Consider the following 23,251-nt stretch of genomic DNA (forward strand, 5'->3'; position numbering starts at 1 on the left):
TCCTGATGTGTTCTTGCCCGGTCTGCGTCGGGCGTGGCCGGTCATAGCGGCAGGTAACTGCGAAGGTTCTCCAGCGACTGGCGCGTCTCGCGCACGAGCCGCTCCACGATGTGCGCGACCGGTTCGACCTCGCGCACCCACGCCACACTCTGCCCGGCTGCCTCGTACATCAGCGGCGCGACCTCGTGTTCTTCCACCGCCGCAAGTAGCCGGCCGGTCAGCGCCTGCTGGTATGGCATGCCGAGCGGGGCCGGCGCGCCAGGGGCTTCCCACGCATCGGAGAACGCGCTGCGCACCACGCGGCACGGCTTGCCGCTGTGGGCGCGGGTGATCACGGTGTCCTCGCTGCCGGCTGACAGCAGCCGGTCGGTCAGTGCGGCTGGCAGGCCGTGCTCGGTGCTGCCGAGCCAGACCGTGCCAAGCCATGCACCCTGCGCGCCCATCGCGAGCGCGGCGGCGATCTGGCTGCCCTCGCCGACGCCGCCGGCTGCAAGAACGGGCCGCCCGCCTGCTGCCGCGATGATCTGGGGCACCAGCGTGAAGGTGCCGACATTGCCGGTGTGGCCCCCGGCGTCGTAGCCCTGCGCAACCAGCACATCGACACCTGCCGCGATGGCCTTCTGCGCATGCTTGACCGCGCCGACCAGCGCCATCGTGGTCTTGCCGGCGCGGCGCACGCGTGCGAGGGTATCGGCCGGCGTGCCGACGCCGGCCGCGAACACGTCCATGTCACTCTGCGCGACCGCCGTCACCTGTTCCTCGAACAGCGCCTGCGAGCGCACGTATTGCGAGAAGAAGTTGCCGCGTGTGGCCTCCGGTACGTTGAAGCGCGCAAACAGGCTGTCGACGAAACGCCGGTGGCCTTCCGGAATGGCGGCAGCAATGTCCTCCGGCGTCGACACGCCGGGCAGCGACGTCGGAAGCAGCAGGTCCACGCCGACCGGCACACCCGGGCACAGCGCGCGCAGGTCGCGCAGCTTGCGCGCCAGTTCGTTGGGGCCGTCGCGCGCGGCGGCGTAGACGCCGAGCCCGCCGGCGTTGGAGATGGCGGCGGCTACCTCGATGCTGTGCGCCAGTCCGAAGATCGGATACCGGATGCCGAGCCGGCGGCACAGGTCGTTGGTGAGGCTGTCGGTGAGGCTGTCGGTGAGGCTGTCGGTGAGGCTGTCGGTGAGGCTGTCGGTGCTGGCCATCATGCACCTCCGAACAGGTCCGGCTCGAAGTCGAGGCACGGATGTTGCGGCATGGCCGAGGCGGTCTTCATGACGTGGCGACCGATCAGGTTCTTGTGGACTTCGCTGGTGCCTTCGCCAATCTGGTTCATCTTGGCGTCGCGCAGGAAGCGCTCGATCGGATAAGCATTCAGGTAGCTGTTGCCGCCAAGCAGTTGCGCGCAGTCGACCACCACGCGCATGCAGAGGTCCGTGCTGTGCATCTTGGCGATGGACGCGTGAATCGACGTCTCGGGGTCCTTGCGGTCGTAGCGCTGCGCGGCGCTGTAGACCAGGCATCGCGCCGCCTCGATCCGCGCGGCCATGTCGGCCAGCATCCACTGGATACCCTGGTGCTCGCCGATCGCCTTGCCCGACACCTGCCGGTGCCCGGCGTACTGCGCGGCGATCTGCAATGCGCCGGTCATGCGGCCCAGCGCGATGGCGGCGTGGCCGACGCGGGCGCGCACTAGCGTGTCCTGCGCGATTGCCATGCCCTGCCCTTCCTCGCCCAGCCGGTGCGAGGCGGGCACATGGACGTCGTCAAGATACACCTCCGCAATTGGCACGCCATGCCAGCCCATCTTGGGGATGATCGGGGAGACACTCAGGCCGGCGGCGTCACGCGGCACGAGGAACGCGGTCAGGCCTTTGCTTCCCCCGGGGCCGTCGGCGAGCGAGGCGACCACGACGAACATGTCGGCCACCGACGCGCGCGTGATGAACTTCTTGACCCCGTGCAGGCGGTAGCCGCCCGCATCGCGCCTGGCGACCGTGCACAGCCGGCCGAGGTCGGAGCCGGCGCCGGGCTCCGTCAGCGCGAAGGCGGACTGCTTCTCCCCGCTCGCGAGCAGCGGCACGGTCTGCGCAGCCAGTTCCGGCGATGCGCCGGCGACGATGGGCCGCGACGACAGGTCGGTGCCGGTGATCAGCGACGCCGCCGTACTGCACACCCGTGCGACCTCCTCGATCATCCTGACCCGCAGCAGCATCGACGCCTCGGTGCCGCCCAGTTCACGAGGGAATGCGGTGGCGATCACACCGTGGCTGGCCAGCAGGCGGAAGGTGTCCCAGGCGAATGCGTCGTCGCGGCTGACCGCGTTCGCTTTCGGGCCGATGTGGTCCTGCGCGAGCACCTGGACGCGGGCAAGCATCTCGGCTTCGGCGCCGTCGAGTGGGGCGAGCGGGTGGTTCTGTGCGATGAGGGGCATGGGCCGGTGTCTCCTGATTGTCAGCGTTGCTTGCCCGTAACGATAGATTGCCGCTATGCTGCGATCAATGCCGTGGGCGGAAACCAGATTTCTGAAAATCAGATAACAGGGGACAGACAGATGGAGGCAGGCTTGCTGGCGGACGCCGGCCAGGAACTGACGCTGAAGGCGCTGGCGACCTTCGTCACGGTGGCGCGCGCGGGCAGCGTGTCGGGGGCGGCAGCGCACCTCGGGCTCGCGCAGTCCGCGATCAGCCGGCAGGTGGCCGAGCTCGAACGCATGTTCGGCGGCGCGCTGTTCTACCGGACCGGACGCGGCGTGCGCCCGACCGCGCTGGCCGAACAGGTGCTCGCAGACGCCGAGCCGCTGCTCGCCGGCGCGAGGCAACTGGTGGAGGCTGCGCGCGGGCAAGCGGGCAACGTCAGCGGCGTACTGACGGTCGGACTGGTGCCGGCGGTGGCGCCGCTGCTGGCGAGCCGGCTGTATGCGGCTGTCTGCGAACGGCTGCCCGCTTTGCGGCTGCGCTTCGTCGAGGGCTACAGCGGCGACATCGAGACGCGACTGACGCAGGGCAGTGTCGACCTCGCCGTGCTGAACCGCTACCGCGCCGAGGGCCGCAACAGCTACCGGCGCCTGTTCGACACACCGCTGATGCTGGTCGGCAGCCGCGCGTCGATGCGCGCGCACTGGCGCACGGCGGGCGGGGTGCCACCGTCGATGCCGATGCGGCAGATGGCCGGCCTGCCGCTCGTGCTGCCGGTGCCGCCCAATGCAATCCGCAACCTGCTCGACGAACTGAGCAGTGCGCAGCGCATTGCGCTCAATGTGTGCATGGAGGCCAGTTCATCGGTGGTCATCAAGCGCATCTTGACCGACCACACGGCGTATTCGGTGCTGCCTTACCACGCGGTCTCTACCGAGTTGGACAGCGGCGAACTCGAGGCAGTCGCACTGACCGACCGCGCGCTGCGCCAATCGGTGGTGCTGGCGACCAGCAGCCAGCGCCCGTTCACGGCGGCGGCGCGGCAGGTGGCACAGATCATCCCGAAACTGGCCGAGGCACTCATCCAGGAAGGTCGGTGGCGTCGTGTCTAGCGGGGTCGGCGATGCTGGCACGCGCCGACGTTCACGCGTACTGAGGTCAAGGCGTTCCTCCTTGTAGAACGCCATGACCCAGCCACCTGCCAGGCGCGCTTCGGTCGGTAGCGCGCCGGAAACGTATCCCTGATTCGAACGAACGGCCACGGCGGGCGTGGGAGGCGAACGGCTCCTTCTGCACCTGACGGGCTGTTCCGCCAGATGTCCAAGGCCTCGAAGCCAAGCGGCGCGCAGGACGCAATGTCTTCCCAACCCCGGTCACTAGGGAAAACGCGCAAGGAGCGGCGGTTGACCTCTGCTGGTCCGCTCCGTATCATTGCCGAGAGTAACAATGTTACCGTATCTGTCGCTTGGCGCGTGGCTGAGCAATTTCGGAGAATCTCAGATGAAGCTTGTTGACCTGACCGGTACTATCGATCCGACTGATCGGGATCGCTTGCCCGAGCCTATGCGTGGTACGCCAATTGCGAACGTCTTCGCGCCCCGAATTGAATATCACGCGCCTGACGCCGCCGGGAAGGATATTTTTTGTGCAGCACTTGGGTGCACGCATGCCGACTTGCCGGATGGGGAGGGATGGGGATCAGAAGTGTTGCTGGAGATGTCATCGCATTGCGGCACTCATGTTGATGCACCTCTACACAGCGGATCGCTTTGCGAAGGACGAACCTCCAGAACAATCGACGAAATCGATCTGAACGAACTTTTCCTGCCGGGCGTCGTATTTGACGTGCGCGAGTATGTCGTTCCAGGGCAAGCCATCACCAGCGAAATGCTCGACAAGGCGCAACGGAAAGCCGCGGTAGATGATGTACATGGTTATGCCGTACTCATCCGCACAGGTCAGGAACGGTTCAAAATCTCCGATCCGGAGTACTTCAACTACCCTGGCATGACCTGGGAAAGCACCCTCCATCTCACCGAGCGTGGTGCTCGAGCTATTGGGACCGATGCCATTGGGTGGGACCGCCCCTTTCCAGTCATGAGCGCCGATTTCAAGCGGACCGGAAACAAACGACTTCTATGGGATGCGCACAAGGCCATTACCGTCAAGGAGGCGTTTATCATTCAGAAACTGCTCAATCTCGCCTCCTTGCCAGCTAGCGGCTTTCAAGTTGGCCTGTTCCCACTAAAGCTCGCACGATGCAGCGCTGCTCCCGCGCGGGTGATCGGCTTCGTCCCGGATTGAAGTGATGCACCGTGGGCGCCGAAGCCCATTCCATCGAAAGACACTGTGTTGATAGCAACCGGCAAACATCATGAGTAAGGTAACGAAGTTGCAACGTGACGCCAAACATACCGCCAGCGGCGTTCGTGAGCCCGCTTGTGCGCCTTCAGACGTCCGCGCAATCCCCTTGGATGTTAGCGAACGGTTGTCCCCGGTGGTTCTGAACATCTATTCGGAGGGCGATTTCCACCGCGCTGACATGCGGTCCATCGCGAAGGAAGCGGGAATGAGTTTTAACACCATCTACCGCTATTTCGGCGATAAGGAGTCTTTGCTCTTTTGGTTTATTAATGATTGGTTTAGAGAGCTTTATCCTCATGCCGTTGCTCCGCTGGTGGGATGCCAATCGATGAGGGAAGGAATGCAAGATTGTCTAAGGCGGCATTTCGAGTTCTACGAACGACATCCAAAAGTCGGCAGAATCGTGTTCTTGACCGTTCCTCTTGAGCGTTGGATGAGAGATGCAACCTACCATCAGCATGACGTCATGCAGATCTTCCTGAAGTCTATCAGTGATGGCCAGGCACGCGGCGAAGTCCGTTCGGATATTTCAGCGCTGTCGATCCTCGACGCATTCGCTGGCATGTTGAACAGAACGTTCGTGATGTGGGAGTATCGTCGCAGGAAATACTCACTGGTTGGAAAGACAGAAGAGATTTTTTCGATTATATGGGGGGGCATCAGCTCTAGCCAGACCGTTGTTTCGACGTAATTTGTGACGCTCAATCCATCTTTTTATAACCACGCAGTAACAACGTTACTAAATGTCGACGGAAAGCCTTCCTTATGAATCGAGTATATATAGCCGGGGCGGGAATGACCGCCTTCGGAAAACATCTTGACCGAGGTCTGAAATCATTGGCTTCCGAAGCGATTTCGGCTGCGCTGCGTGATGCGGGAATGTCCAAGGATGCGATTCAGGCGGCGTACATGGGAAACGCGGCCGCGGGTGTAATGACGGGACAAGTGCTGGTCCCCGGACAGGTTGTACTTCGAGGCATGGGCATCGGGCGCATTCCAGTTGTCAATATTGAGAATGCATGTGCCACGTCTGCCTCTGCATTCCAGCAAGCCGTCACGATGATCGAACTGGGCGCCTACGACGTTGTGCTGGTGGCTGGCTTCGAAAAATTGTATAGCGAAGATAAGCGCAAGACGTTCTCGGTCTTCCAGGGCGCGGTCGACGTGGAAGCAATGGACGACGTTCTGGCATCGCTCGCGAAGAGTATCAGAGATACCGGCTCGGAAGCCGACCTTGCCGGGGCCGGTACCACTCGTTCTCTCTTTATGGATATCTACGCGGCCATGGCACGTGAGTATTCGAAAGAGACTGGGGCTACCGCTCGGCACTTCGCCATGGTATCGGCAAAAAATTCAAGGCACGGCAGCTTGAATCCTAAAGCCCAGTTCCGGGAAGTGTTGACCGTGGATGAAGTGCTAGCGGCTCCAATGGTAGTCGCTCCGTTGACGCGACCCATGTGTTCGCCTATCGGGGATGGAGCGGCGGCCCTGGTACTCGTCTCAGAAAAGAAGGCGAAGGGGCTCGGACTGCAAAAGCGTGTGCGGGTACTGTCGTCCGTTGCCGCTACTGGATGGGATTATCAGGGCGGCGAGGAGAGGCTCGTGCCGTATGCGGCGAGGAAGGCTTATGAAAAGGCCGCCATCGAACCCAGTGACATTGACGTAGTCGAGCTACACGATGCGGGGGCGCCAGCGGAACTCATGTACTACGAGTATCTGGGCCTTGCGAAGCCCGGTGCGGGGATCGAACTGATTGAAAGTGGCGCGACGGAACTCGGCGGCCGCATTCCCGTCAACACGTCCGGCGGATTGCTTCGCAAAGGGCATCCTATTGGTGCTTCTGGATGTGCTCAACTCGTTGAGCTATTCGATCAACTGTTGGGACGCGCTGACGCTCGCCAAGTTGACGGCGCGCGCACTGCCGTCGCAGAGAATGGTGGAGGCTGGATTGGGGACGACGCAGCGACCGTCGTGGTTTCTGTCTTGCAGAGAGAAGACCAATGAAACATCTTGAGGTGAGCATCCTCGATGTGATACGCCGCAGGGCATTCGAAACGCCCGATTCCGTCGCATTGATATTTGAAGGGGCGGAGACGGTCGCCGACGTCGAAGTCACGTATGCCGCATTGTGGGATCGGATTCAGGCAGTGGGCCGCGGCCTGAAGCATAGCGGATTGGCATCCGGTGACAGGTGCGCCACGCTAATGGCAAATCATCTCGAGTTCATCGAGTTGCTATTCGCGTGCAGTCTGATCGGCGTGACGCTCGTGCCAATCGATCCACGAACGCGTGGGGAAAAACTCGCATTCATGCTGGCGCAGGTCAACGCGTCTGCATTGGTGTCGGCCGACTACTCGCTTGCGCACGTTCTGGAAGTATTGGATGAATCGCCCTCGCGCACCTGCATTGCGGTCGTTGCCACCGGCGAAAAAGCAGCCGCCAGGCCCTGCAACGATTCGATAAGAGACTTTGCCGATTTCTATCGTGATGGTGACGAGATCGTGCATCAGATCGACCCGGACGATCCCATGGAGATTCTCTTCACATCGGGGACCACCGGCGATCCAAAGGGTATCGTCATGACCCATCGACGCTACTTCAGCACGTCGAGGGCAGCTTTTAATCAGTTTGGATACGTAGCGTCGGATCGCCTTTACACCGGCTTGTCGCTAACGCACGCCAATGCGCAGATTGCAACCCTCGGCGCCGGGATAGTCGGTGGGCTTTCCATCGTGATCTCGCGCAGGTTCACGAAGACCCGTCTCTGGGATATTACGCGCCGCTTCGCATGTACTTCATTTACTTTGCTCGGCGGGATGACTACGGCGGTATATGCGGAGCCTCCGCGCGGTGACGATGCGGCGAATCCAGTGCGCCTGGTGGTCTCTGCCGGTATGCCTGAGTCGATCTGGCGCAGATTCGAGTCGCGCTTTGGCGTCCAGGTTCTTGAATTCTATGGTGCGGCAGAAGGTGGGCTCGCAGTGAATCCTCCAGGGGTTGGCCCCGTGGGGAGTTGCGGGCGCCTCGGAAATGACTTTATTGCAAGGATCGTGGACGAGGCTGGAGAGCCGGTGATACCGGGAGCCTTGGGCGAACTGCTCATTGGGCGGGCCGATGGCTCGCCTGTCACAGTCGAATATATCGGCGCTCCAGAAGCGTCAAAGCGCAAATGTGCGGGCGGATGGCTGCACATGGGGGACATTGTTCGCACAGATTCGGACGGCTGGATCTTCTTTTCACATCGAAAGGGCGGAGGAATTCGAAAAAATGGAGATTTTGTCAATACCGCATTCATCGAGCGCGTCATTGCAGATTCAGGACTTGTGGACGACGTCTATGTCTACGGCATCGATGCAGCGTCCAAAGCTCCCGGAGAGAAGGATATCGTTGCCGCAATCGTACCGTCCCGCATCATTCGCTTCGATCTGCAAAAGCTTATCAATATCTGCCGCGATATGTTGGAGGCCAACTTCGTTCCAACTTACATTCACATGGTGGAAAACATACCAAAAACTGCGTCGGAGAAACCGCAGGACAGGTTCTTGATTTCGGATTTCGAGAAGAATCCAGGTAACGTTTTTCATACTGGAAAATATGTCATCTGATCCGGATCAGACACAATAAAAACAAAAAAATAAACGACTTTAACGTTCGTAACTAAAAAATAAACAATTGGAGGAGACATGATTGATAAATATGGCCGCCGTCGCGGCCGGGAAACGTTCGCCCTGGCGATTCTTCTGGCTGTAGCGACGCCCGTCAACGCGGGCAGCCAGGTGTATGGCATTGCGGACGCATACTTTGGCACGGTGAAGCCAAGTGGGGCCAGCGGCAGTGTAGTTGGCATCGGCAGCGGCGGAATGTCGTTGTCATTTTGGGGCGTGGCAGGCAGTGAGGATCTTGGGAATGGCCTGAAGGCAAACTTCCGCGTGGAAGGCTTCTACCAAATCGATACGGGAGCATCCGGGAGATCGGCAGCCGACAGTCTTCTGTCAAGGAACGCCTACGTTGGCATTGAGGGAAGGGGTGGAGAGGTGCGCATCGGGCGACTATCCAGCCCTACCTACCTGGCGACCGCCCAGTTTGATCCATTTGGAGGCTCGACGGTCTTTTCCCCGGTGATGAACCCACTTTGGGTTCCATCGTTTGGCCGATACATCGCAAGCGACACGGCCTGGAGCAATGCCGTCGGCTACTACACACCCGAATATGCTGGGGTGTCTGGTCGCTTCGTCTATAGCCTTGGCGAGGTCAGTGGCACGAACTCCTCGAACAATGGCGTCGCTATGTTGTATCTGGACCGCGGACCGCTTACCGCAACCATCTTGTTTCAACGAACTCGCGTAGGTCCAGGCCTGCCGACGGGAAGTTGGGCACAAAGCGTCTTGGTGGCAGGCGCCGCTTATGACTTTGGCTGGATCAAGCCAATCTTGCAATACGACGCGACGCGCGCGAGCGGCACGACCTTCAGGACGGATACGTTCATGGTTGGCGCGAATATTCCATTTTCGACCGGAAAAATTGCGCTCGCTGTGACGCAAACCAATGTTCGCTCCTCCACCCAAGCGGACGTTCGCCGGCGCGACGCGGCAGTTGGTTACATTTATCCGCTGTCAAAGCGAACCGACATCTACGGAAACGTGCTTTATGACAAGCTAGGCAATTTCGGTAGCGGAATTACGGCGGGCATCGGTATGCGACATAAATTTTGATTTACTCAGGCACCGTTTATTTGAGGAGTCCCACATGAATATGCATGGATACCTTTTTCTCGCATTTGCACTAGTTTCGTCCGCCGCTATGGCTCAACCATCGTCGTGGTTGCCGTCAAAACCCGTCCGAATCGTGGTTCCTGCTTCTGCCGGGTCTGCGCCGGACATTTTCGCGAGAATCTATGCAAGTGAGTTACAGAAAGCGTTGGGGCGATCTGTTGTGGTCGACAACAAGCCCGGCGCCTCTGGCATCATCGGAACGGAAAATGTTGCGAAATCTGATCCGGATGGGAGCACGATTCTTTTTGGCTACAATCAACTTGTCACGATAAATCCATATCTTTATCCAAAATTGCCATTTAACGTAAAGCGCGACTTGAAGCCTATCTCGATAGTTTTGGCAGGCTCATATGTTCTCATTGCGAACAATGATTTACCTGTCCGAAATCTGGATGATGTAATCAAACTCGCGAAAAGCAAGCCGGGAGCGCTCAACTACGGCAGCAGCGGAAACGGGAGCATGATGCATCTGGGCACAATGTTGATTGAGCAGGCAACAAAAATTCAACTGACTCACGTGCCATACAAGCAAGCGGCGATTAACGATCTGGCGGCGGGGCATATCCAATTGTTGATGGAGCCCGCGGCCACCGCCATCCCTCAAATCAAAGCAGGGAAAGTCAAGGCGATTGCGGTGACCGGGCTGAAGCGGCTCGCCGCTCTTCCAGATGTGCCGGCAGTATCCGAGACGTTGCCAAACTATGATTTGTCGGGTTGGAACGCGTTCTGGGCGCCTGGAAACACGGGGAATAGCGTTATTCAGCGATATCAGCAGGAGCTCGATAAAATCAATCAAACTCCAGTTATCAAGGACCGCGCGCGCGATCTCGGTTATTTTCCCGCCTCAACCAACTCCCAGGAAATGGCTTCAAAAATCAACAAAGAATCTGAAATCTGGGGAAAATTGATCAGGGACCACCATATTCAACTTGATTGATCGAGACCGCAGGGGCCGCCCGGCAAACAACCTGTTTTTGAAGGAGATGCAAGCGTGAAACTTGGGACTATTGACAATTGGACGCGGGATGGTGCTCTCGCTTTGGCAGACACGCGCTCAGGCCAGGCGATCGTTGTGTCGCACATCGTTGGCACGATGCAGGAAGCCATCGATTCGTGGTCGAAATATTCGGCACCGCTGCATGAAGAGTATCGACGCCTGCAGGAAGGCACACTGTGCGCAACGGTACCAATCAGCGAGTTGCGGTGGCGCGCGCCGTTACCTCGTGCGTATCAGTTGCTCGACGGCGGCGGATACAGGCCGCATTTAGAACTCGGCTTTAGCATGCGGAAACAAAGTTTCCCTGAGGAAATGGCGGAGAAGCCCAGCTTCTATCAGAGCGTTTCCGACTCGATCCTGGGTCCAACGGAAGACTTCATTCTCGGCACTGACGATCTGGGTACGGACTTCGAGGCCGAACTGGTGGTCGTGACCAACGACGTCAAGCAAATGGCAACAAAGGTCGAAGGCGCAAACGGAATTCTGCTGGTCGGGCTTATGAATGACATTAGTCTTCGCCTTACTCAAAGGGTGGAGCACGCGAGAGGTTTCGGTTTTTACCACTGCAAGCCTAAAAAGACGCTCGCGCCGTTCTTGGTTACGCCGGATGAGCTTGGTGAGCACTGGATCAATTTCAAAGTTTCACTTCCGGTGGAAGTCAGGTGGAACGGCGAGGTATTTGGTTGCCCAGACGGGGCGGAGCACATGATGTTCGATTTCGCGACGCTGGTTTCGGAGGCCTCGCGCCATAGAAAGCTCACCGCGGGCACAATTATCGGTGGGGGCACCGTCGCAACTTATGACCGCGACACGTTCGGCCAATGTTGCATTCTCGAGCGCCGTGCACTGGACATTCTGGAGTTCGGCGAAGAAAGAACGTCGTGGTTAAAGCCCGACGATCGGGTCCGGATCGAAGTCAGAATGCCGGATGGGTCGACTGTCTTCGGCGCGATCGATCAGGTTTATCGTGTCACGCCATGGGGGCGCTAAGGCAACCATGCGCTGAGGATGGGCTTGCGCATGCCGCCCATGCGGGCGGCGGATCTCGTCAAGTGTGCATCAAAGAAGGGGCACACGGGCTTCGCGTTCCGGAGCCTTTCTTGGATGGCGAAGCTCACCGCTTCGTCGGCAGTAGAAAGGCCCTGTAACGCATGCACAGGAATACGACGCATCGAAGCTCCTGTTACCAGTCGTGCGATGGGGAAATGTGCCAGATGCATCGCATGCGACTAGACCTGAATTCCATCTCGCTTTCGCCTGCACGCGCTCACTGACGGGAAGCAGGCAACGTCGGTCACTGCGTGTCGGCCGCCTGCGTGACCGTTGGCCCTTAACGGGGGAGCGGTGTGCGGGTTGCTTATGACCGTTCACGACCCATTGCTGACGGTCGGGTCGTCGCGGTTCCAACGTCAGGTATCAGAGCGGAACGGCCATGCCGCGCCTTCATTTTTGAACTCGTCTTCGGCCCTTGCGGACGGTGGAATGTCGGCCACTGCGAGGCAGCTCTATGGGTCTTAGGCGACAATCTGACACGAAGCAATCCTAGTGCATGTTAGTACGATGTTAACGACACCGGCGAACCATCATCCTCAGCCGAAGTGCTGCTGAATGTCGTGGATCATCGCGGCAGCGTCGCAGTCGCCAGCGTCGATTCTAGGTTTGCGATCAAAACGGACGAGGGCGGCTATGGAAACCAAGCCGGATGCACCGGCGAAGACCAGCGGCATGCCAGCCCCGGCGGTCACCATGCCGATCGCGGCCGGGATTGCGATGAAGGCGAACCTCCAGTAGACGTCGACCTTAGCTTTCCGGGCGATAACCTCGAACTGCTTCAGGTGGCCTTCCATTTCTTCGACGGCCTGCTCGGGCTCGATTTGCTGCTCGATGATGTCTTCCTGCCAGCGATGAAACCTTGCACGCTTTTCCCTGAAATCATCACGACCGGCCAATTCGACCGCCTGGGAGAGCAACTCATCGCCCGACTTGCCTTTGGTTCCGGGAATGAAAAACTTGTGCCTCAAGACCATTGCCAGAATTTCCTGGCGGCCTGGGCTCGACGCAAGTGCCTGATCTTCCCGATACGCGAGCAGTGACGGGAAGGCCGCAAAAGCCCATACTTTGGTGACACCTTTGGGCAATTGGGGCCGGCAGTCTTGAGCCAGGATCATGCGTGTCATGTGAAGCGCATCAACCGTGGCCTGTTCCTCGACGATATGGCCGCCATCGAATGCGACGTCTTTGGCGGCGGTGATGCGCGAGTTGTAGCGCTCCTGTGCAAATTCGTTCCACGGCACCCTGATGACCATTTCTTCCGGCAGGACATCGAGCTTGGCATCGAGCAGATCTGGCCGCCATTCCTGTTTGGACCATCTCGCTCGCTCTTCCGCACTGGGCGGATAGGGGACGACCAGCCGGTCATAAAGCAAGGCCTCGGCGACGAACGCACGCGGCCGTTGATGGTCAGCAACGGAAAATGTTCCCCAACGTTCACGGCTCATGATGGCTAGCCTCCCGTTTGACGATCAATTGCCGCGACGACAGATTGATAGCACCGGCCTCAATGTCGCCATTGAACCTATGCCTTGCTGCGCCGGAAATTGTCGATGGAATCTTTAGCCGGCAGGCGGAGATGCTGCATGATCTTGCCAGCGCGGTTCACGGCAAGGTTGCATCGATGCAGAAGGACTTCGAAGTACCAACGTAACCGGGCATTCATTGCGGCGAATCGTTACAGGGTAGACCATTTTGCTCGCGATTCTACCGACATTATTCAAGGCTTCAGATCGGGTGCTCACCAGGGTCCGCTATCTGGAGACAGCCGACTTTAGAGTGGCAAGCTCAGCGCGCAGGCCAACGTCGCCTGCTGGCCTGCCCCGGTCCGAATCGGCGGCCCGTGTAGATCAAGCGTTATGTCCAGTAAACTGCCGTGCTCGTCTGCGGTGGCTGCTCGAGCTCGCTCCTCCTACAGTGGCACGCGGCCTCAAGTTCCAGTTAGATTTGTTATCTGTCGAAGCATGAGATTAAAGTACAACTTGTAGGATGAATCTCCATCGGAGATAAGGTCGGACTCAAAATTGTAACTTATCGCCCCTATTTTTTTGGAATTCACAGGGGGAAGCTGGATGATTTCGTTTAGGTCAACGAATGTTTTTGTCCAGGTGTTAATCTCGGTGTCGTCTAGTCCGACCAGATTCGAGAGTGCGTTCGCTACCGCCGCTCCGAATGCCGCCGCCGCAGTCGCGATGGCCGCTATTCCCGTCAGTGCGGCGCCTGCCGCACCTGCTGCTGCTGCCGCAGCGGCGTCGACGGCTTGTCTTGTGCTGCCGGTATTGCAGCCCAAGGCGCCACAGCGCATAACTTTTCCGCTGATGGCTATTGGCTGCGGTGGATAGAGATCTGCCGGATCGATTGTGACTTGACCTTTGGTGCTGTCCTGGCCCGCCTCAAGGTTATTCCACACATCATCCGTACCGTCATTGGGCATCTTCTTCGTCTTCACCACCGCTTGCTCAGGTCTGAAGATCGTGACGATAAGGTAGGCGTCATCGTTCTTGAAGGTACCAGGGTTTCCAAAGCAGTGAATACCTGAGAACTCGACCAGCAATTGAAAACCATGCTCGAGATCCGGTATCGGGGCACCTGAGAATCGCAGGTCGCCGCCCCGGAAGCTTTGTAGAAAGCTCCCAGCGTCGGACGGTAGCAACGCGCTCGTCGCAACGCCGAGCTGACCTTTGAATCCGCCAGCGGACTGATACGCATGGTCAATTGCCTGATGGGCGGCCAATGCGCGCACGCTGATCGGTCGAACTAGCCCGAAATCTGTCGCGGCTGCGTTGAGGCCGACGTCAGGTTTGGTGAATATTGAGCGGAGGCTTGTGTCCATTGCGCAGTATCTCCTGAGCACACAGTGGCTGGTTCGCGCCGGGAAGATGGGCAGACATGGCCCCGCAGCGTCACAGCCGAACAAGCAGGATCGGTATGAGGTCGCGACCGCCGGCCAGTGGCGCAAGCGCCTTGCCAACGGTGGATCCAAAGCTGCGATATGGATCTTTTGCCTTCATCGCATGACCCTGCACCGCAGAGGTCGTCAACATGTCACCCACATCAACCGGATTATCGGTGGCGTCCACAAAGCAATACGCTGTGCCGATCAATGCTATTGGCACAGTGTCACCCGCCTGCTCTTCAGTCCCGAGCGTAATTGCCGGACGCAAAGCGCCGCCGCCGGAGATCACTCCAACAGCTCGCTTATCGTACTCTCGGTCGCAGGGCTCCAGTCGGCCTTGGTCTGTCATCACCATGACATACCCGGGTTCGAACGCTATACCCGGATCTACCCTGAACCTTTCAGCAACATCTTGCCCGCCCTTCAAGATCACATCACCGGTGACGACAACATTACCTTCAAAATGGCCGGCTTCTCCGCCTTGGCTTGATGCCCATATTCCAAACCCGTTGCTCTCATTCACTGCTGAAACACCTGCGTGATTCGGCGCAGAGCTTCGCCCCTGAATACCGTCAGCTGACTGACTTCTGCCGAATACCCCGAGAGAGGAATCGCTCTCTCCGCGCACCCCTACCCCGCTCGGACTATGCCCGAAAACACCGTTTCCACCTGCGCAGTTGGCGCCGAAGACTCCGTCGGTTCCAGTTGATCGAGAACCACCCGTGAGTGGCGCTGGTAGGTCGGGGCTGCTGCAGGGATCAGCAAACTCATGCTGCGGAGGAAGAATAGGCATCTGTTGCTCCTCTTATTCAGAAGGGGTATTTCATGCTTTTCGCAAGCAAAATTCGCGCCGATGCCAGTACGACAAGGGTTATCGGGATTGCGTTCGTCGCAGAGGGGTGATTTCGAGCCAAATCTGTTTCACCGCTGAAACGGTGCCACTGAATGGGACGGCGGAGCGACACGCCCAAGGCCGTGGTGGTGTGTCTGCGTTCGCCCGTCGGTCACAGGTCCACGCACGCAGCATGCATGGCAATGGCCGGCCCAATGTGCAGACGGTTTGGAATCAAGTGCGTCATTGCGTCCCTGAGATCGACGAGCCGACGTTCGCACCTAGACCAGCGACCGTCCGATTTCGAGGCGCAACCGACGCCTAAATGTCGGAACCACGGTGCGGGTGAGTGTCGCTTCCTGGCCGAAACCGGAAGTTCGTCTCCGGCCAGCGCTCGATCGCCCGGACTGAGCTACCAACGTTCGTGGTCGACCCAATTCAGCCGGTCAGATTTCTACAAACCCGCCATTGGCTCGTCGTGGCATGCAACAAGGCTACCGTCCCAGCGAGAACGAACCGAAGCGGCGAATGGCGCATGGCAAATGGCAACGCCTACGCCAATCGCAGATCCCACAACACATCGAGTACGTGTTGCGTGGAACGCTCGACGTGCCCCGCGCGATGTGCGATGCCGAGCCGACGCCACAACGCCGGGCGCAGTGGACGCATGACAATGCGCTTGTCGGGTAACGGCGTGGTGGCCTCATGGGGCAACAGCGCCGCGCCGTAACCTGCCGCTACCAGACTCTTGATCGCATCGTTGTAGTTGAGTTGAATGCGCGGCGCAGGATGGTGCCCCCCGGCCGCGAACCACTCCGTGGTCAGGCGCGAGAGACGCGTGGTCGCGTCATTGAGAATGAGAGGTTGGGCGGCGAGCCATGCAGGCGTAACGCGGGCCGGACAGCGCCAATGCGCCGGCAAAAAGGCCATCACGGGGTCGCGGCGCCAGGGCTTTATCACGAGTCCGGCCACCGGGGGCTGAGGCAGTGCGATCAGCCCGACATCCAGCGTTCCATCCGCCAGCCGGGACAGCGTTTCATGCGAAGTGAGTACGGCAACCTGAATGTCGATAGCGGGATGGTGCTTGCGCAGCACCTCAAGTGCTTGCGGCAACAGGTGCGCGATCACGCCAGTCGACGCACCGAGCCGCGCGCGCCCTTCGAGCCCCTGTACCTGGCGTTGAATATCGTCCAACGCCTGCTCCGCGTCGGCCAGCAGTCGACGCGCGCGCTCCACCAGCACCTCGCCTATCGCCGACGGCCTGACATGTCCGCGCTTGCGTGACAGGAGTGGAGCCCCGATGCGGTCTTCGAGTTCAGCGATGTGGAGGCTGACCGTTGGCGGCGCCAGGTGCAATGCGCGCGCCGCCTCGGCAAATGAGCCACGGTCGGCAATGGCGACCAGAGTGCGCAAACGGTCCAGGCTGATCTCTCGCATGCTGGCCTCCAGATTCAGAAAATCTGAATCTTCACGTTATGAAATACAACTTTCTCTATTCTAGCGGCCAATGGAACATAGGGGCTCGTTCTCCTTGTTAAACCCCACAGTCACCGGAGTATTCCGCATATGAGCTCTCCCGTTGTTTTCATCGACGGCGACCAAGGCACCACCGGGTTGCAAATCCACGAACGGCTGCGCGATCGGACCGACCTCAGGCTATTCACGCTTGCCGCTGCGGAGCGCAAGGATCCGCGGTGTCGCGCGCAAGCCATCAACGCCTGCGACATCGCCATCCTCTGCCTGCCGGATGCCGCCGCGCGCGAGGCAGTGGATGCCATCGTGAATCCCGCCGTCAGGGTCATCGACGCCAGTTCCGCCCACCGCACGCAACCGGACTGGACCTACGGCTTTCCGGAAATGACGCAGGGACAGGCTGAGCGCATTGCGAACGCGCGTCGGGTCACCAATCCCGGTTGCTATCCGACCGGGGCCATTGGCTTGCTGCGTCCCCTGTTGCAGGCCGGGCTCATACCGGGCGACTACCCTGTCAGCATTCATGCGGTGTCGGGCTACTCCGGACGCGGGCGCGCTGGCGTGGAGGAACATGAGGGACAGGGTGCCGTCAATGCGCCGGCATACCAGGTATATGGCCTGGCACTCGCGCACAAGCACCCGCCGGAGATCCAGCTGCACGCCGGGTTGGCGCAGCGTCCCATTTTTGTCCCGGCGTATGGCGCGTTCCGCCAGGGCATCGTGCTGACGGTGCCCCTGGCGTTGCGGCTGCTGCCACCCGGCGTGGATGGCGCCGCGCTACACGCATGCCTCGCACGCCACTATGCCGATGCGGCCCACGTACGTGTCGTGCCGCTGGACGAGTCATGCGCCTTGCAGCACCTGGATCCGCAAGCGCTGAACGCAACGAACGACATGCACTTGAGCGTGTTTCCCAACGCGGAACACGGGCACGTCCTGCTGTCCGCGGTCTTCGATAATCTTGGCAAAGGCGCGTCCGGCGCTGCGGTTCAGAACCTGGACCTGATGCTCACGCGGCAATAGTGAATAGTGGCCGACGGCTTGCGCTAACGAAGCGCCTGGCGCGGCCCGAGACGCTCAGGCCTTCGCGGGACGCCCGGTCTTGATGGCTTCGACTTTTGACACCGCGGCCAGCAGTTGCTCCGGCGATCTCGCGGCAAGCAGCAGCAAGCCGGCGCGCAGGATCTCGCTCTTCTTGATGTGCACGCCCGCGTCCAGGCATCGCTGCTTGAGTTCGGCGATTTTCTCGTAATCGGACTTCGGCATCGTGAAGCTGTCGCGCAGCACCTTCTCCTTCTTGGCGCCCTGCGCCTTTTTCGGCGCGGTCACATCGGCGCGCGCTTCCACCTTCGATGGTTTGCTCTTCCGGGGTTTCGTCCCGGCCTTGGTTTCGGCCTTCGTTGCCGCCTTCGTTGCCGCCTTCGTTGCCGCCTTGGGCACTGCCTTGGTCACTGCCTTCTTGCTGCCCGAGCCCTTTGGCGTCTTCTCCTTGGAGGCGGCTGCGTTGCTGTCGGCTGCTGGCGCGCTCGTCGGAAAATGAAAGACCTCGTTCGTCGGCGGCTTGATGATGGGTGAATTCACGGTGATTCTCAAATCAAAAAAACAGGCTAAACAGTATATACCGTTTAGCGACGGGCATCGGGCGGCTCCTCAAGCCGCCCCCTTCGCCCGTGCGGGGCGCCTCGGTTATTTGCCGGTGGCGTCGACGGGGATGCCGGCGTCGCTGCCGGCCGCGCCGCCTCGTCCGGGCCGCCGCACGGCTCTCACCTTCCCGCTGCTGCCGCCTCCGCAGAAGAACTGGTCGCCGCCATCGGACTCGAGTCCCGACACGCCAACGCCGGCTGGCATCTCGATGCTCTCCAGGACCTTTCCCGTGCGGGGATCGACTTGCCGCAACTCGCTCTGCTCACCCTCCCAGGTGCCGTGCCAGAGTTCTCCTTCGATCCAGGTGACCCCGGTAACGAAGCGATTGGACTCGATGGTGCGAAGAATCTCCCCGGTTTGGGGATCGACCTGATGGATCTTGCGCTCCCGGTACTGCCCCACCCAGAGCGTCCCTTCGGCCCATGCGAGTCCCGAGTCGTTGCCACCGCCGGGCGCCGGAATCGTGGCGACCACGCGGCCGGTCTGCGGATCGATCTTCTGGATGCGATCCTCGGCGATCTGGAACAGGTGCTGGCCGTCGAAGGCCGTTCCTGCGTGTGCGGCGACATCCATGGAGCGCAGCGTCTTGCCGCTTGCCGGATCCAGCGCGATCAGCTTGTCGCCGGTGGCGAACCAGACTTGCCGACCGTCATACGTGACCCCGTGCACGCTGTCGACACCCGGGAAAGGGCCATATTCACGGGTGATTTCTGCCGCCGATCGTTTCATGTTTCCATCCTCGTGACACCGTAGTGAAGTGCAATCGATGAGCTGCAATCGATGAAGTGAATTCTAGTCACCCGGCAGTGGCGCGGGGAGTAACAAGGTCGTCGCGAATCCCGCCACGGGCGGCGTCAGCCAGCGGCGCGCGCGCCCGCGGCCAAACGACTGCACCTTGCCCGCTGCCGCGAGCGCGTCGAGTGCCCGCTGCACGGTGCGCTGGCTAGCGCCAAGGGCCACCGCCAGGGCCGAACTCGACCATGACTCACCGTCTGCAACGAAGGCGAGCACCGCCGCGTGCGCCTCGTCCACGGGTCTCGCCAGCACGACAACCTCGTGGGCGACTTGCGGCACCAGCGCAAACCCGCGCCGGGTCGCGCTCACGCCAGCCAGCGGCCCGAGCACCGTGCGAAGCCGCCCGATTTCAACGCGTAGCCGCGCGCGATGCGACGCATCGGCGTGCCTGGCACGGAATGCCCGCGCAACGAGCGCGTCTCTCGGCACGTCCGCGGGCCACGCTTCGGCCAGCGCGCGTGCGAGCGCGAACAGCACCGGACGCCTCGCCAGCGAGACCACCGTGCCCGCGTCACGCACGGCATGACGGCACGCGTCCACGACGAGCGCCTTGGACGCCAGCAACGCTTCCACCTCATCGAGCAGGAGGAGCCGCTCCTCCCCACGCGCAATCAGGCGCGCCGCGGGCGTTTTCAGGACGAGCCATGCGCTCTGGACCTCCGCCGTCAGCGCGGGGATGCCGGCGTGGCGCGCCGCGTGCTCGGCCCGGGCAAGCGCGGCGCGTGCCGCCTTCGTGCGCAGGCGCCGTATCGCAATCCCCGCGACGACCAGCGCATGGGCGGCTCTGGACGCGGGCGGAAAGGGCGCCGGGTCGAGCTGGGCCAGCGCAAGCTCGGCCTCGTCGAGGCGCCCGATCAGGAGGAAGCGCCGGGCTTCGAGAAACCGCGCGTGCGCGGCGTTCACCCGGTCGCCGTGCGCCTCCAGGGTTGCGCGCGCCGCGTCGAGCGCCTTCGCTGGCCAGCTCAGGTCGCGCGAGACCAGCGCGATCTCCGCCTCGGCGACGACGCACCGCGCGCGGGCTACGGCCTCTTTCGGGCCGAAGGCGCGCGCCGCGCTTCGCACCAGCGCCTTCGCGCGCACGAGATCGCCAAGCTGCGCCATCGCGATGCCGCGCAGCGCAAGCGCTGGCGCGTCGTCGCGCAAGGCAACCCGGTTCAGCGCGCCAAGCGGGTCACCCGCCGCGAGCGCGCGCGCCGCGGCCGTGATCAGCGCATCCATCGGAATCCCAATCGCGCCACCCTTGTCACTCCCACCGTTCGGATGCCCGGCACTAATCTATCACGACCACCAACCCGCACATCGTACCCAGCACGGAGCGAACGACGATGGACACCCAACGGAGGAAAGCATGATGACGCAACACATGACCGCGACACGCGAAGAGTGGCTGGCAGCGCGGCTCGCACTGCTCGAAGCGGAAAAGGACCTGACGCGGCGCAGCGACGCGCTCGCGCGGCAACGCCAGGCGCTGCCGTGGGTCCGGGTCGACAAGGCGTACCGGTTCGAGACCGACGAAGCCAGCGCCTCGCTGGCGGACCTCTTCCGGGGACGCTCGCAGCTCCTTGTCTACCATTTCATGTTCGGGCCCGACTACACGGCGGGGTGCCCGTCCTGCTCGTCGATCGCGGACGGGTTCGACGGCGTCGTGGTTCACCTGGCGAACCACGACGTCACGCTTGCGGCGGTGTCACGCGCACCGCTGGCGAAACTGCAGGCATACAAGCGGCGAATGGGTTGGACGTTTCCCTGGGCGTCCTCGCTCGGCAGCGACTTCAACTTTGACGCCAACGTCTCCTTTACCGAGGCGCAACAGCGCGACGGGTTCGTCGACTACAACTACCAGCGCGGCGGCCACGCGATGGACGCCACACCGGCTCCGGAACCCGTCGCCCGGTTCGCGGCCACATGCGGCACCGACGCGGCTACGTACTCGCGCGATCGGCCGGGCCTGAGCACGTTCGTGCTTGAGGATGGCGTGGTCTATCACACCTACTCCACCTATGCGCGCGGGGTGGACGGCCTCTGGGGCATGTACCAATGGCTCGACCGCGCCCCCAAGGGACGCAACGAGACGGGCATCTGGTGGCGCCGCCACGACGAGTACGGCGAGCGCTGAGCCAGGCCATGGGCACGACAGGCGGGCCGCGCCCGGGTCCGCTCACTGCGCCAGCGTCTTGCGCAAAGCTGCCTGCGGGTTGGCTTGCGTTGCACGCGATGTCCGCGGCGGCCTGGGCGAATATAATGCCAGGCTCCTCCCCTGCCCCGCATCCGCCCATGAAGAACGCCGCATTGTTGACCCTGGCGCTGGCCTTGCACGCAACCGCGCAGGCCGCCGGCGACGCGCAGGCCGGCAAGGCGGTATTCACCTCGAAGTGTGCCTCCTGCCACAGCGTCGGGCCCTCGGCGCGCGCCGCCTTTGGCCCCCAGCTCAATGGGATCTTCGGCAGGGTCGCCGGCGGCACGACCGACTACAAGTACTCCCCGGAGATGAAGAAATCGGGCATTGTGTGGTCCGAGAAAACCTTGAGCGCGTTTATCGCGTCGCCGAGCAAGGTTGTGCCCGGCACCAGGATGCGCTTCTGGGGAATCAGCAACGAGCGGCAGATCGCAGACCTGCTGGCCTACCTGCATGCGTACCAGTAACCTTCGCTCCTAGGCCCCCACGCCTTCTCGGACAACTTATTTCTTCAACGAATTTCAGGCTCAGGACACCAGCACTACAGAAAGCATCAAACGCTCCGTAACCGATAGAATAGGTGCCGGCGCCACATGGCATGGCGCCCCCACAGATCTGATCCGGAGTTGGCATGGAACCCCTCTCATTCGAGTTTGTCACCGTCGAGGAAGCGAGGCTGATCCTGGATGGCGCCGTGCCCACGCAAGGCGAGCCCGACTGGGCTGGCCAGCGGCAACCCGAAACCGCGGAAGCGAAAACCCTCTCGGCCACCGCGCTCAAATGGCTGGCTGTGCTGCCACCACAGGCGCGGCCCCTGGAACTGTGCCGCAGCTATCCGCGCATCGGCAACCAGCTGGCAGCGCTTTGGGCCGACCCAGCCGCGCTATCGAATTTCCTGGCCGACCTGCTGATCGACAAGCGCGGCGGCCGCCAGGGGTTCCCCGGCGGCATCGCGCTTGAATTATCGCAACTGCAGGAGCACGTTCTGCGCACGATGGAGCCGTAACGGCAGAACGCCTTGACGCCATAACGCCATAACGCCATCGCGGCAATGCCGCAGTGCGGCGTATCAGCAAGGATTTGGCGTTCCGCTTAGTGCGCTCTTCCCGGCGTGCAGTCTTCCACCATGCCGGAGATGCGGCTGGCGCTCATCATGGGGTGCCACTCCCCGGAACTGCGGATCTCGACGTCAGTGCCATCGGCGCCCTCGGTAGCGCGCCGCAAGCTGATCAGGTGGAAGAACTTGTATTCATCCGCGTCCGCACGCCCGACCCGGATATCAACCTTGCCCGGTTCCGGATACGCGATCACGGTGGCGTCGTCGCCCAGCCGCTGCTTCAGGCACAGCACCACGTCGCCTACGCTGGCCTTGGCGTGCACGCGCTTCGGCTCCATGGCTTGGATGGAATTGGCGGTCACGCCGCCCGAACAGGCCGACAGCCATTGCGCCGCCATCGCGACAACCAGCAATGCCCGTACCCGTACCCGACCTTTTGACATTCCCGCTCCTTGGCTAGATGAGTCGGGTGATGTTACAGCAAGTGAATTCGGATGCTGATGCTGATGCTGATGCGCTCGCCGCGCGCGAGACACGACGCGGTAGAAGCAAAAAAGCAAAAGGCCCGCACGGATGCAGGCCTTTTGCTTTCAATCTTGGTGCCCAGGAGAGGACTCGAACCTCCACAGTGTTGCCACCGCTAGGACCTGAACCTAGTGCGTCTACCAATTTCGCCACCTGGGCTAGGTGAGGTTGCGAATTCTACCCAACGTAACGAAATTTGCAAGTGCTGGCCGCGCTGAATCAGCAGAAAAGTACAACTTTCCCCGAGCACGCCCGCTGACGGCCC

23 protein-coding genes and 1 tRNA gene are annotated in these 23,251 nt (G+C 61.2%); 13 read left to right on the top strand and 11 right to left on the bottom strand.

Translation table 11 applies throughout. The annotated features are described in order from the left end of the window. Positions 1–41: 41 nt before the first annotated feature. Entirely contained in the window at positions 42–1,196 is a 1,155-nt protein-coding gene (locus tag RR42_RS16570; RefSeq protein ID WP_236701925.1) for an NAD(P)H-dependent flavin oxidoreductase, read from the bottom strand. After that, a complete protein-coding gene (locus tag RR42_RS16575; protein WP_043349080.1) occupies positions 1,193–2,422 on the bottom strand; it encodes an acyl-CoA dehydrogenase family protein in 1,230 nt (409 codons plus the stop codon). Before RR42_RS16575 ends, RR42_RS16570 begins: the two co-directional genes overlap by 4 nt. Positions 2,423–2,542: 120 nt before the next feature. On the opposite strand from RR42_RS16575, the gene RR42_RS16580 reads away from it, so the two are divergent. The 8 genes from RR42_RS16580 (at position 2,543) to RR42_RS16615 (ending at position 11,528) form a co-directional block, all read left to right on the top strand. Continuing rightward, complete coding sequence (locus RR42_RS16580) at positions 2,543–3,517, top strand: LysR family transcriptional regulator (protein WP_043349083.1); 975 nt, start codon at positions 2,543–2,545, stop codon at positions 3,515–3,517. Positions 3,518–3,905: 388 nt separating this feature from the next. Continuing rightward, positions 3,906–4,709: a cyclase family protein gene (locus tag RR42_RS16585; protein ID WP_052494670.1), complete on the top strand. Its 804-nt coding sequence runs from the start codon at positions 3,906–3,908 to the stop codon at positions 4,707–4,709. 70 nt (positions 4,710–4,779) lie between these two features. Continuing rightward, on the top strand, positions 4,780–5,460 hold the full coding sequence (locus RR42_RS16590) for a TetR/AcrR family transcriptional regulator (protein WP_043349086.1): 681 nt from the start codon (positions 4,780–4,782) through the stop codon (positions 5,458–5,460). A 74-nt stretch (positions 5,461–5,534) separates the two neighbouring features. Then, positions 5,535–6,773 carry a thiolase family protein gene (locus RR42_RS16595; protein WP_043349089.1) on the top strand — a complete coding sequence of 413 codons (1,239 nt, stop codon included), beginning with the start codon at positions 5,535–5,537 and terminating at the stop codon, positions 6,771–6,773. Continuing rightward, a complete protein-coding gene (locus tag RR42_RS16600; protein WP_043349092.1) occupies positions 6,770–8,374 on the top strand; it encodes an AMP-binding protein in 1,605 nt (534 codons plus the stop codon). Before RR42_RS16595 ends, RR42_RS16600 begins: the two co-directional genes overlap by 4 nt. A gap of 78 nt (positions 8,375–8,452) precedes the next feature. Then, positions 8,453–9,481: a porin gene (locus tag RR42_RS16605; protein ID WP_052494671.1), complete on the top strand. Its 1,029-nt coding sequence runs from the start codon at positions 8,453–8,455 to the stop codon at positions 9,479–9,481. Between the two features lie 34 nt (positions 9,482–9,515). Continuing rightward, a complete protein-coding gene (locus tag RR42_RS38130; protein ID WP_082054926.1) occupies positions 9,516–10,478 on the top strand; it encodes a Bug family tripartite tricarboxylate transporter substrate binding protein in 963 nt (320 codons plus the stop codon). Between the two features lie 54 nt (positions 10,479–10,532). Continuing rightward, a complete protein-coding gene (locus tag RR42_RS16615; protein ID WP_043349096.1) occupies positions 10,533–11,528 on the top strand; it encodes a fumarylacetoacetate hydrolase family protein in 996 nt (331 codons plus the stop codon). Between the two features lie 599 nt (positions 11,529–12,127). Here RR42_RS16615 and RR42_RS16625 read toward each other — a convergent pair. After that, complete coding sequence (locus RR42_RS16625; protein WP_043349104.1) at positions 12,128–13,036, bottom strand: hypothetical protein; 909 nt, start codon at positions 13,034–13,036, stop codon at positions 12,128–12,130. 62 nt (positions 13,037–13,098) lie between these two features. On the opposite strand from RR42_RS16625, the gene RR42_RS40450 reads away from it, so the two are divergent. Continuing rightward, entirely contained in the window at positions 13,099–13,242 is a 144-nt protein-coding gene (locus RR42_RS40450) for a hypothetical protein (protein ID WP_158408289.1), read from the top strand. A gap of 276 nt (positions 13,243–13,518) precedes the next feature. Here RR42_RS40450 and RR42_RS16630 read toward each other — a convergent pair whose 3' ends face one another. The 3 genes from RR42_RS16630 to RR42_RS16640 form a co-directional block, all read right to left on the bottom strand. Further along, a complete protein-coding gene (locus RR42_RS16630; RefSeq protein WP_043349107.1) occupies positions 13,519–14,421 on the bottom strand; it encodes a hypothetical protein in 903 nt (300 codons plus the stop codon). 70 nt (positions 14,422–14,491) lie between these two features. Next, a complete protein-coding gene (locus tag RR42_RS39720; protein WP_144409840.1) occupies positions 14,492–15,007 on the bottom strand; it encodes a hypothetical protein in 516 nt (171 codons plus the stop codon). An 861-nt stretch (positions 15,008–15,868) separates the two neighbouring features. Further along, entirely contained in the window at positions 15,869–16,753 is an 885-nt protein-coding gene (locus RR42_RS16640; RefSeq protein WP_043349113.1) for a LysR family transcriptional regulator, read from the bottom strand. A 129-nt stretch (positions 16,754–16,882) separates the two neighbouring features. Between RR42_RS16640 and argC the strand changes: the two genes are divergently transcribed. Beyond that, positions 16,883–17,812, top strand: a complete 930-nt coding sequence (gene argC / locus RR42_RS16645; protein WP_043349116.1) for an N-acetyl-gamma-glutamyl-phosphate reductase — start codon at positions 16,883–16,885, stop codon at positions 17,810–17,812. Positions 17,813–17,866: 54 nt separating this feature from the next. On the opposite strand, the gene RR42_RS16650 is transcribed toward argC, so the two are convergent. The 3 genes from RR42_RS16650 to RR42_RS16660 form a co-directional block, all read right to left on the bottom strand. Continuing rightward, complete coding sequence (locus RR42_RS16650) at positions 17,867–18,241, bottom strand: hypothetical protein (protein ID WP_330218486.1); 375 nt, start codon at positions 18,239–18,241, stop codon at positions 17,867–17,869. A gap of 234 nt (positions 18,242–18,475) precedes the next feature. Continuing rightward, complete coding sequence (locus RR42_RS16655; RefSeq protein WP_043349122.1) at positions 18,476–19,162, bottom strand: DUF5074 domain-containing protein; 687 nt, start codon at positions 19,160–19,162, stop codon at positions 18,476–18,478. A 63-nt stretch (positions 19,163–19,225) separates the two neighbouring features. Further along, positions 19,226–20,446: a hypothetical protein gene (locus RR42_RS16660; protein WP_043349124.1), complete on the bottom strand. Its 1,221-nt coding sequence runs from the start codon at positions 20,444–20,446 to the stop codon at positions 19,226–19,228. A gap of 133 nt (positions 20,447–20,579) precedes the next feature. Here RR42_RS16660 and RR42_RS16665 point away from each other — a divergent pair, with 133 nt between their 5' ends. From RR42_RS16665 to RR42_RS16675, 3 genes are all read left to right on the top strand, one after another. Continuing rightward, a complete protein-coding gene (locus RR42_RS16665; protein ID WP_419188887.1) occupies positions 20,580–21,344 on the top strand; it encodes a DUF899 domain-containing protein in 765 nt (254 codons plus the stop codon). Positions 21,345–21,502: 158 nt separating this feature from the next. Further along, positions 21,503–21,871 carry a c-type cytochrome gene (locus tag RR42_RS16670; protein WP_043349128.1) on the top strand — a complete coding sequence of 123 codons (369 nt, stop codon included), beginning with the start codon at positions 21,503–21,505 and terminating at the stop codon, positions 21,869–21,871. A 164-nt stretch (positions 21,872–22,035) separates the two neighbouring features. Further along, positions 22,036–22,410 (top strand): hypothetical protein, encoded by a 375-nt coding sequence (locus RR42_RS16675; protein WP_043349131.1) that lies wholly within the window; start codon positions 22,036–22,038, stop codon positions 22,408–22,410. Positions 22,411–22,496: 86 nt separating this feature from the next. Here the strand turns inward: RR42_RS16675 and RR42_RS16680 are convergent, their stop codons facing one another. Both RR42_RS16680 and RR42_RS16685 read right to left on the bottom strand, forming a co-directional pair. Continuing rightward, positions 22,497–22,904: a hypothetical protein gene (locus tag RR42_RS16680; protein WP_052494673.1), complete on the bottom strand. Its 408-nt coding sequence runs from the start codon at positions 22,902–22,904 to the stop codon at positions 22,497–22,499. Positions 22,905–23,058: 154 nt separating this feature from the next. Next, a tRNA-Leu gene (locus tag RR42_RS16685) sits at positions 23,059–23,145 on the bottom strand. Between the last annotated feature and the right edge of the window lie 106 nt (positions 23,146–23,251).

It is taken from the genome of Cupriavidus basilensis (assembly GCF_000832305.1).
In the GTDB taxonomy this organism is placed as follows: Bacteria; Pseudomonadota; Gammaproteobacteria; order Burkholderiales; family Burkholderiaceae; genus Cupriavidus; species Cupriavidus basilensis_F.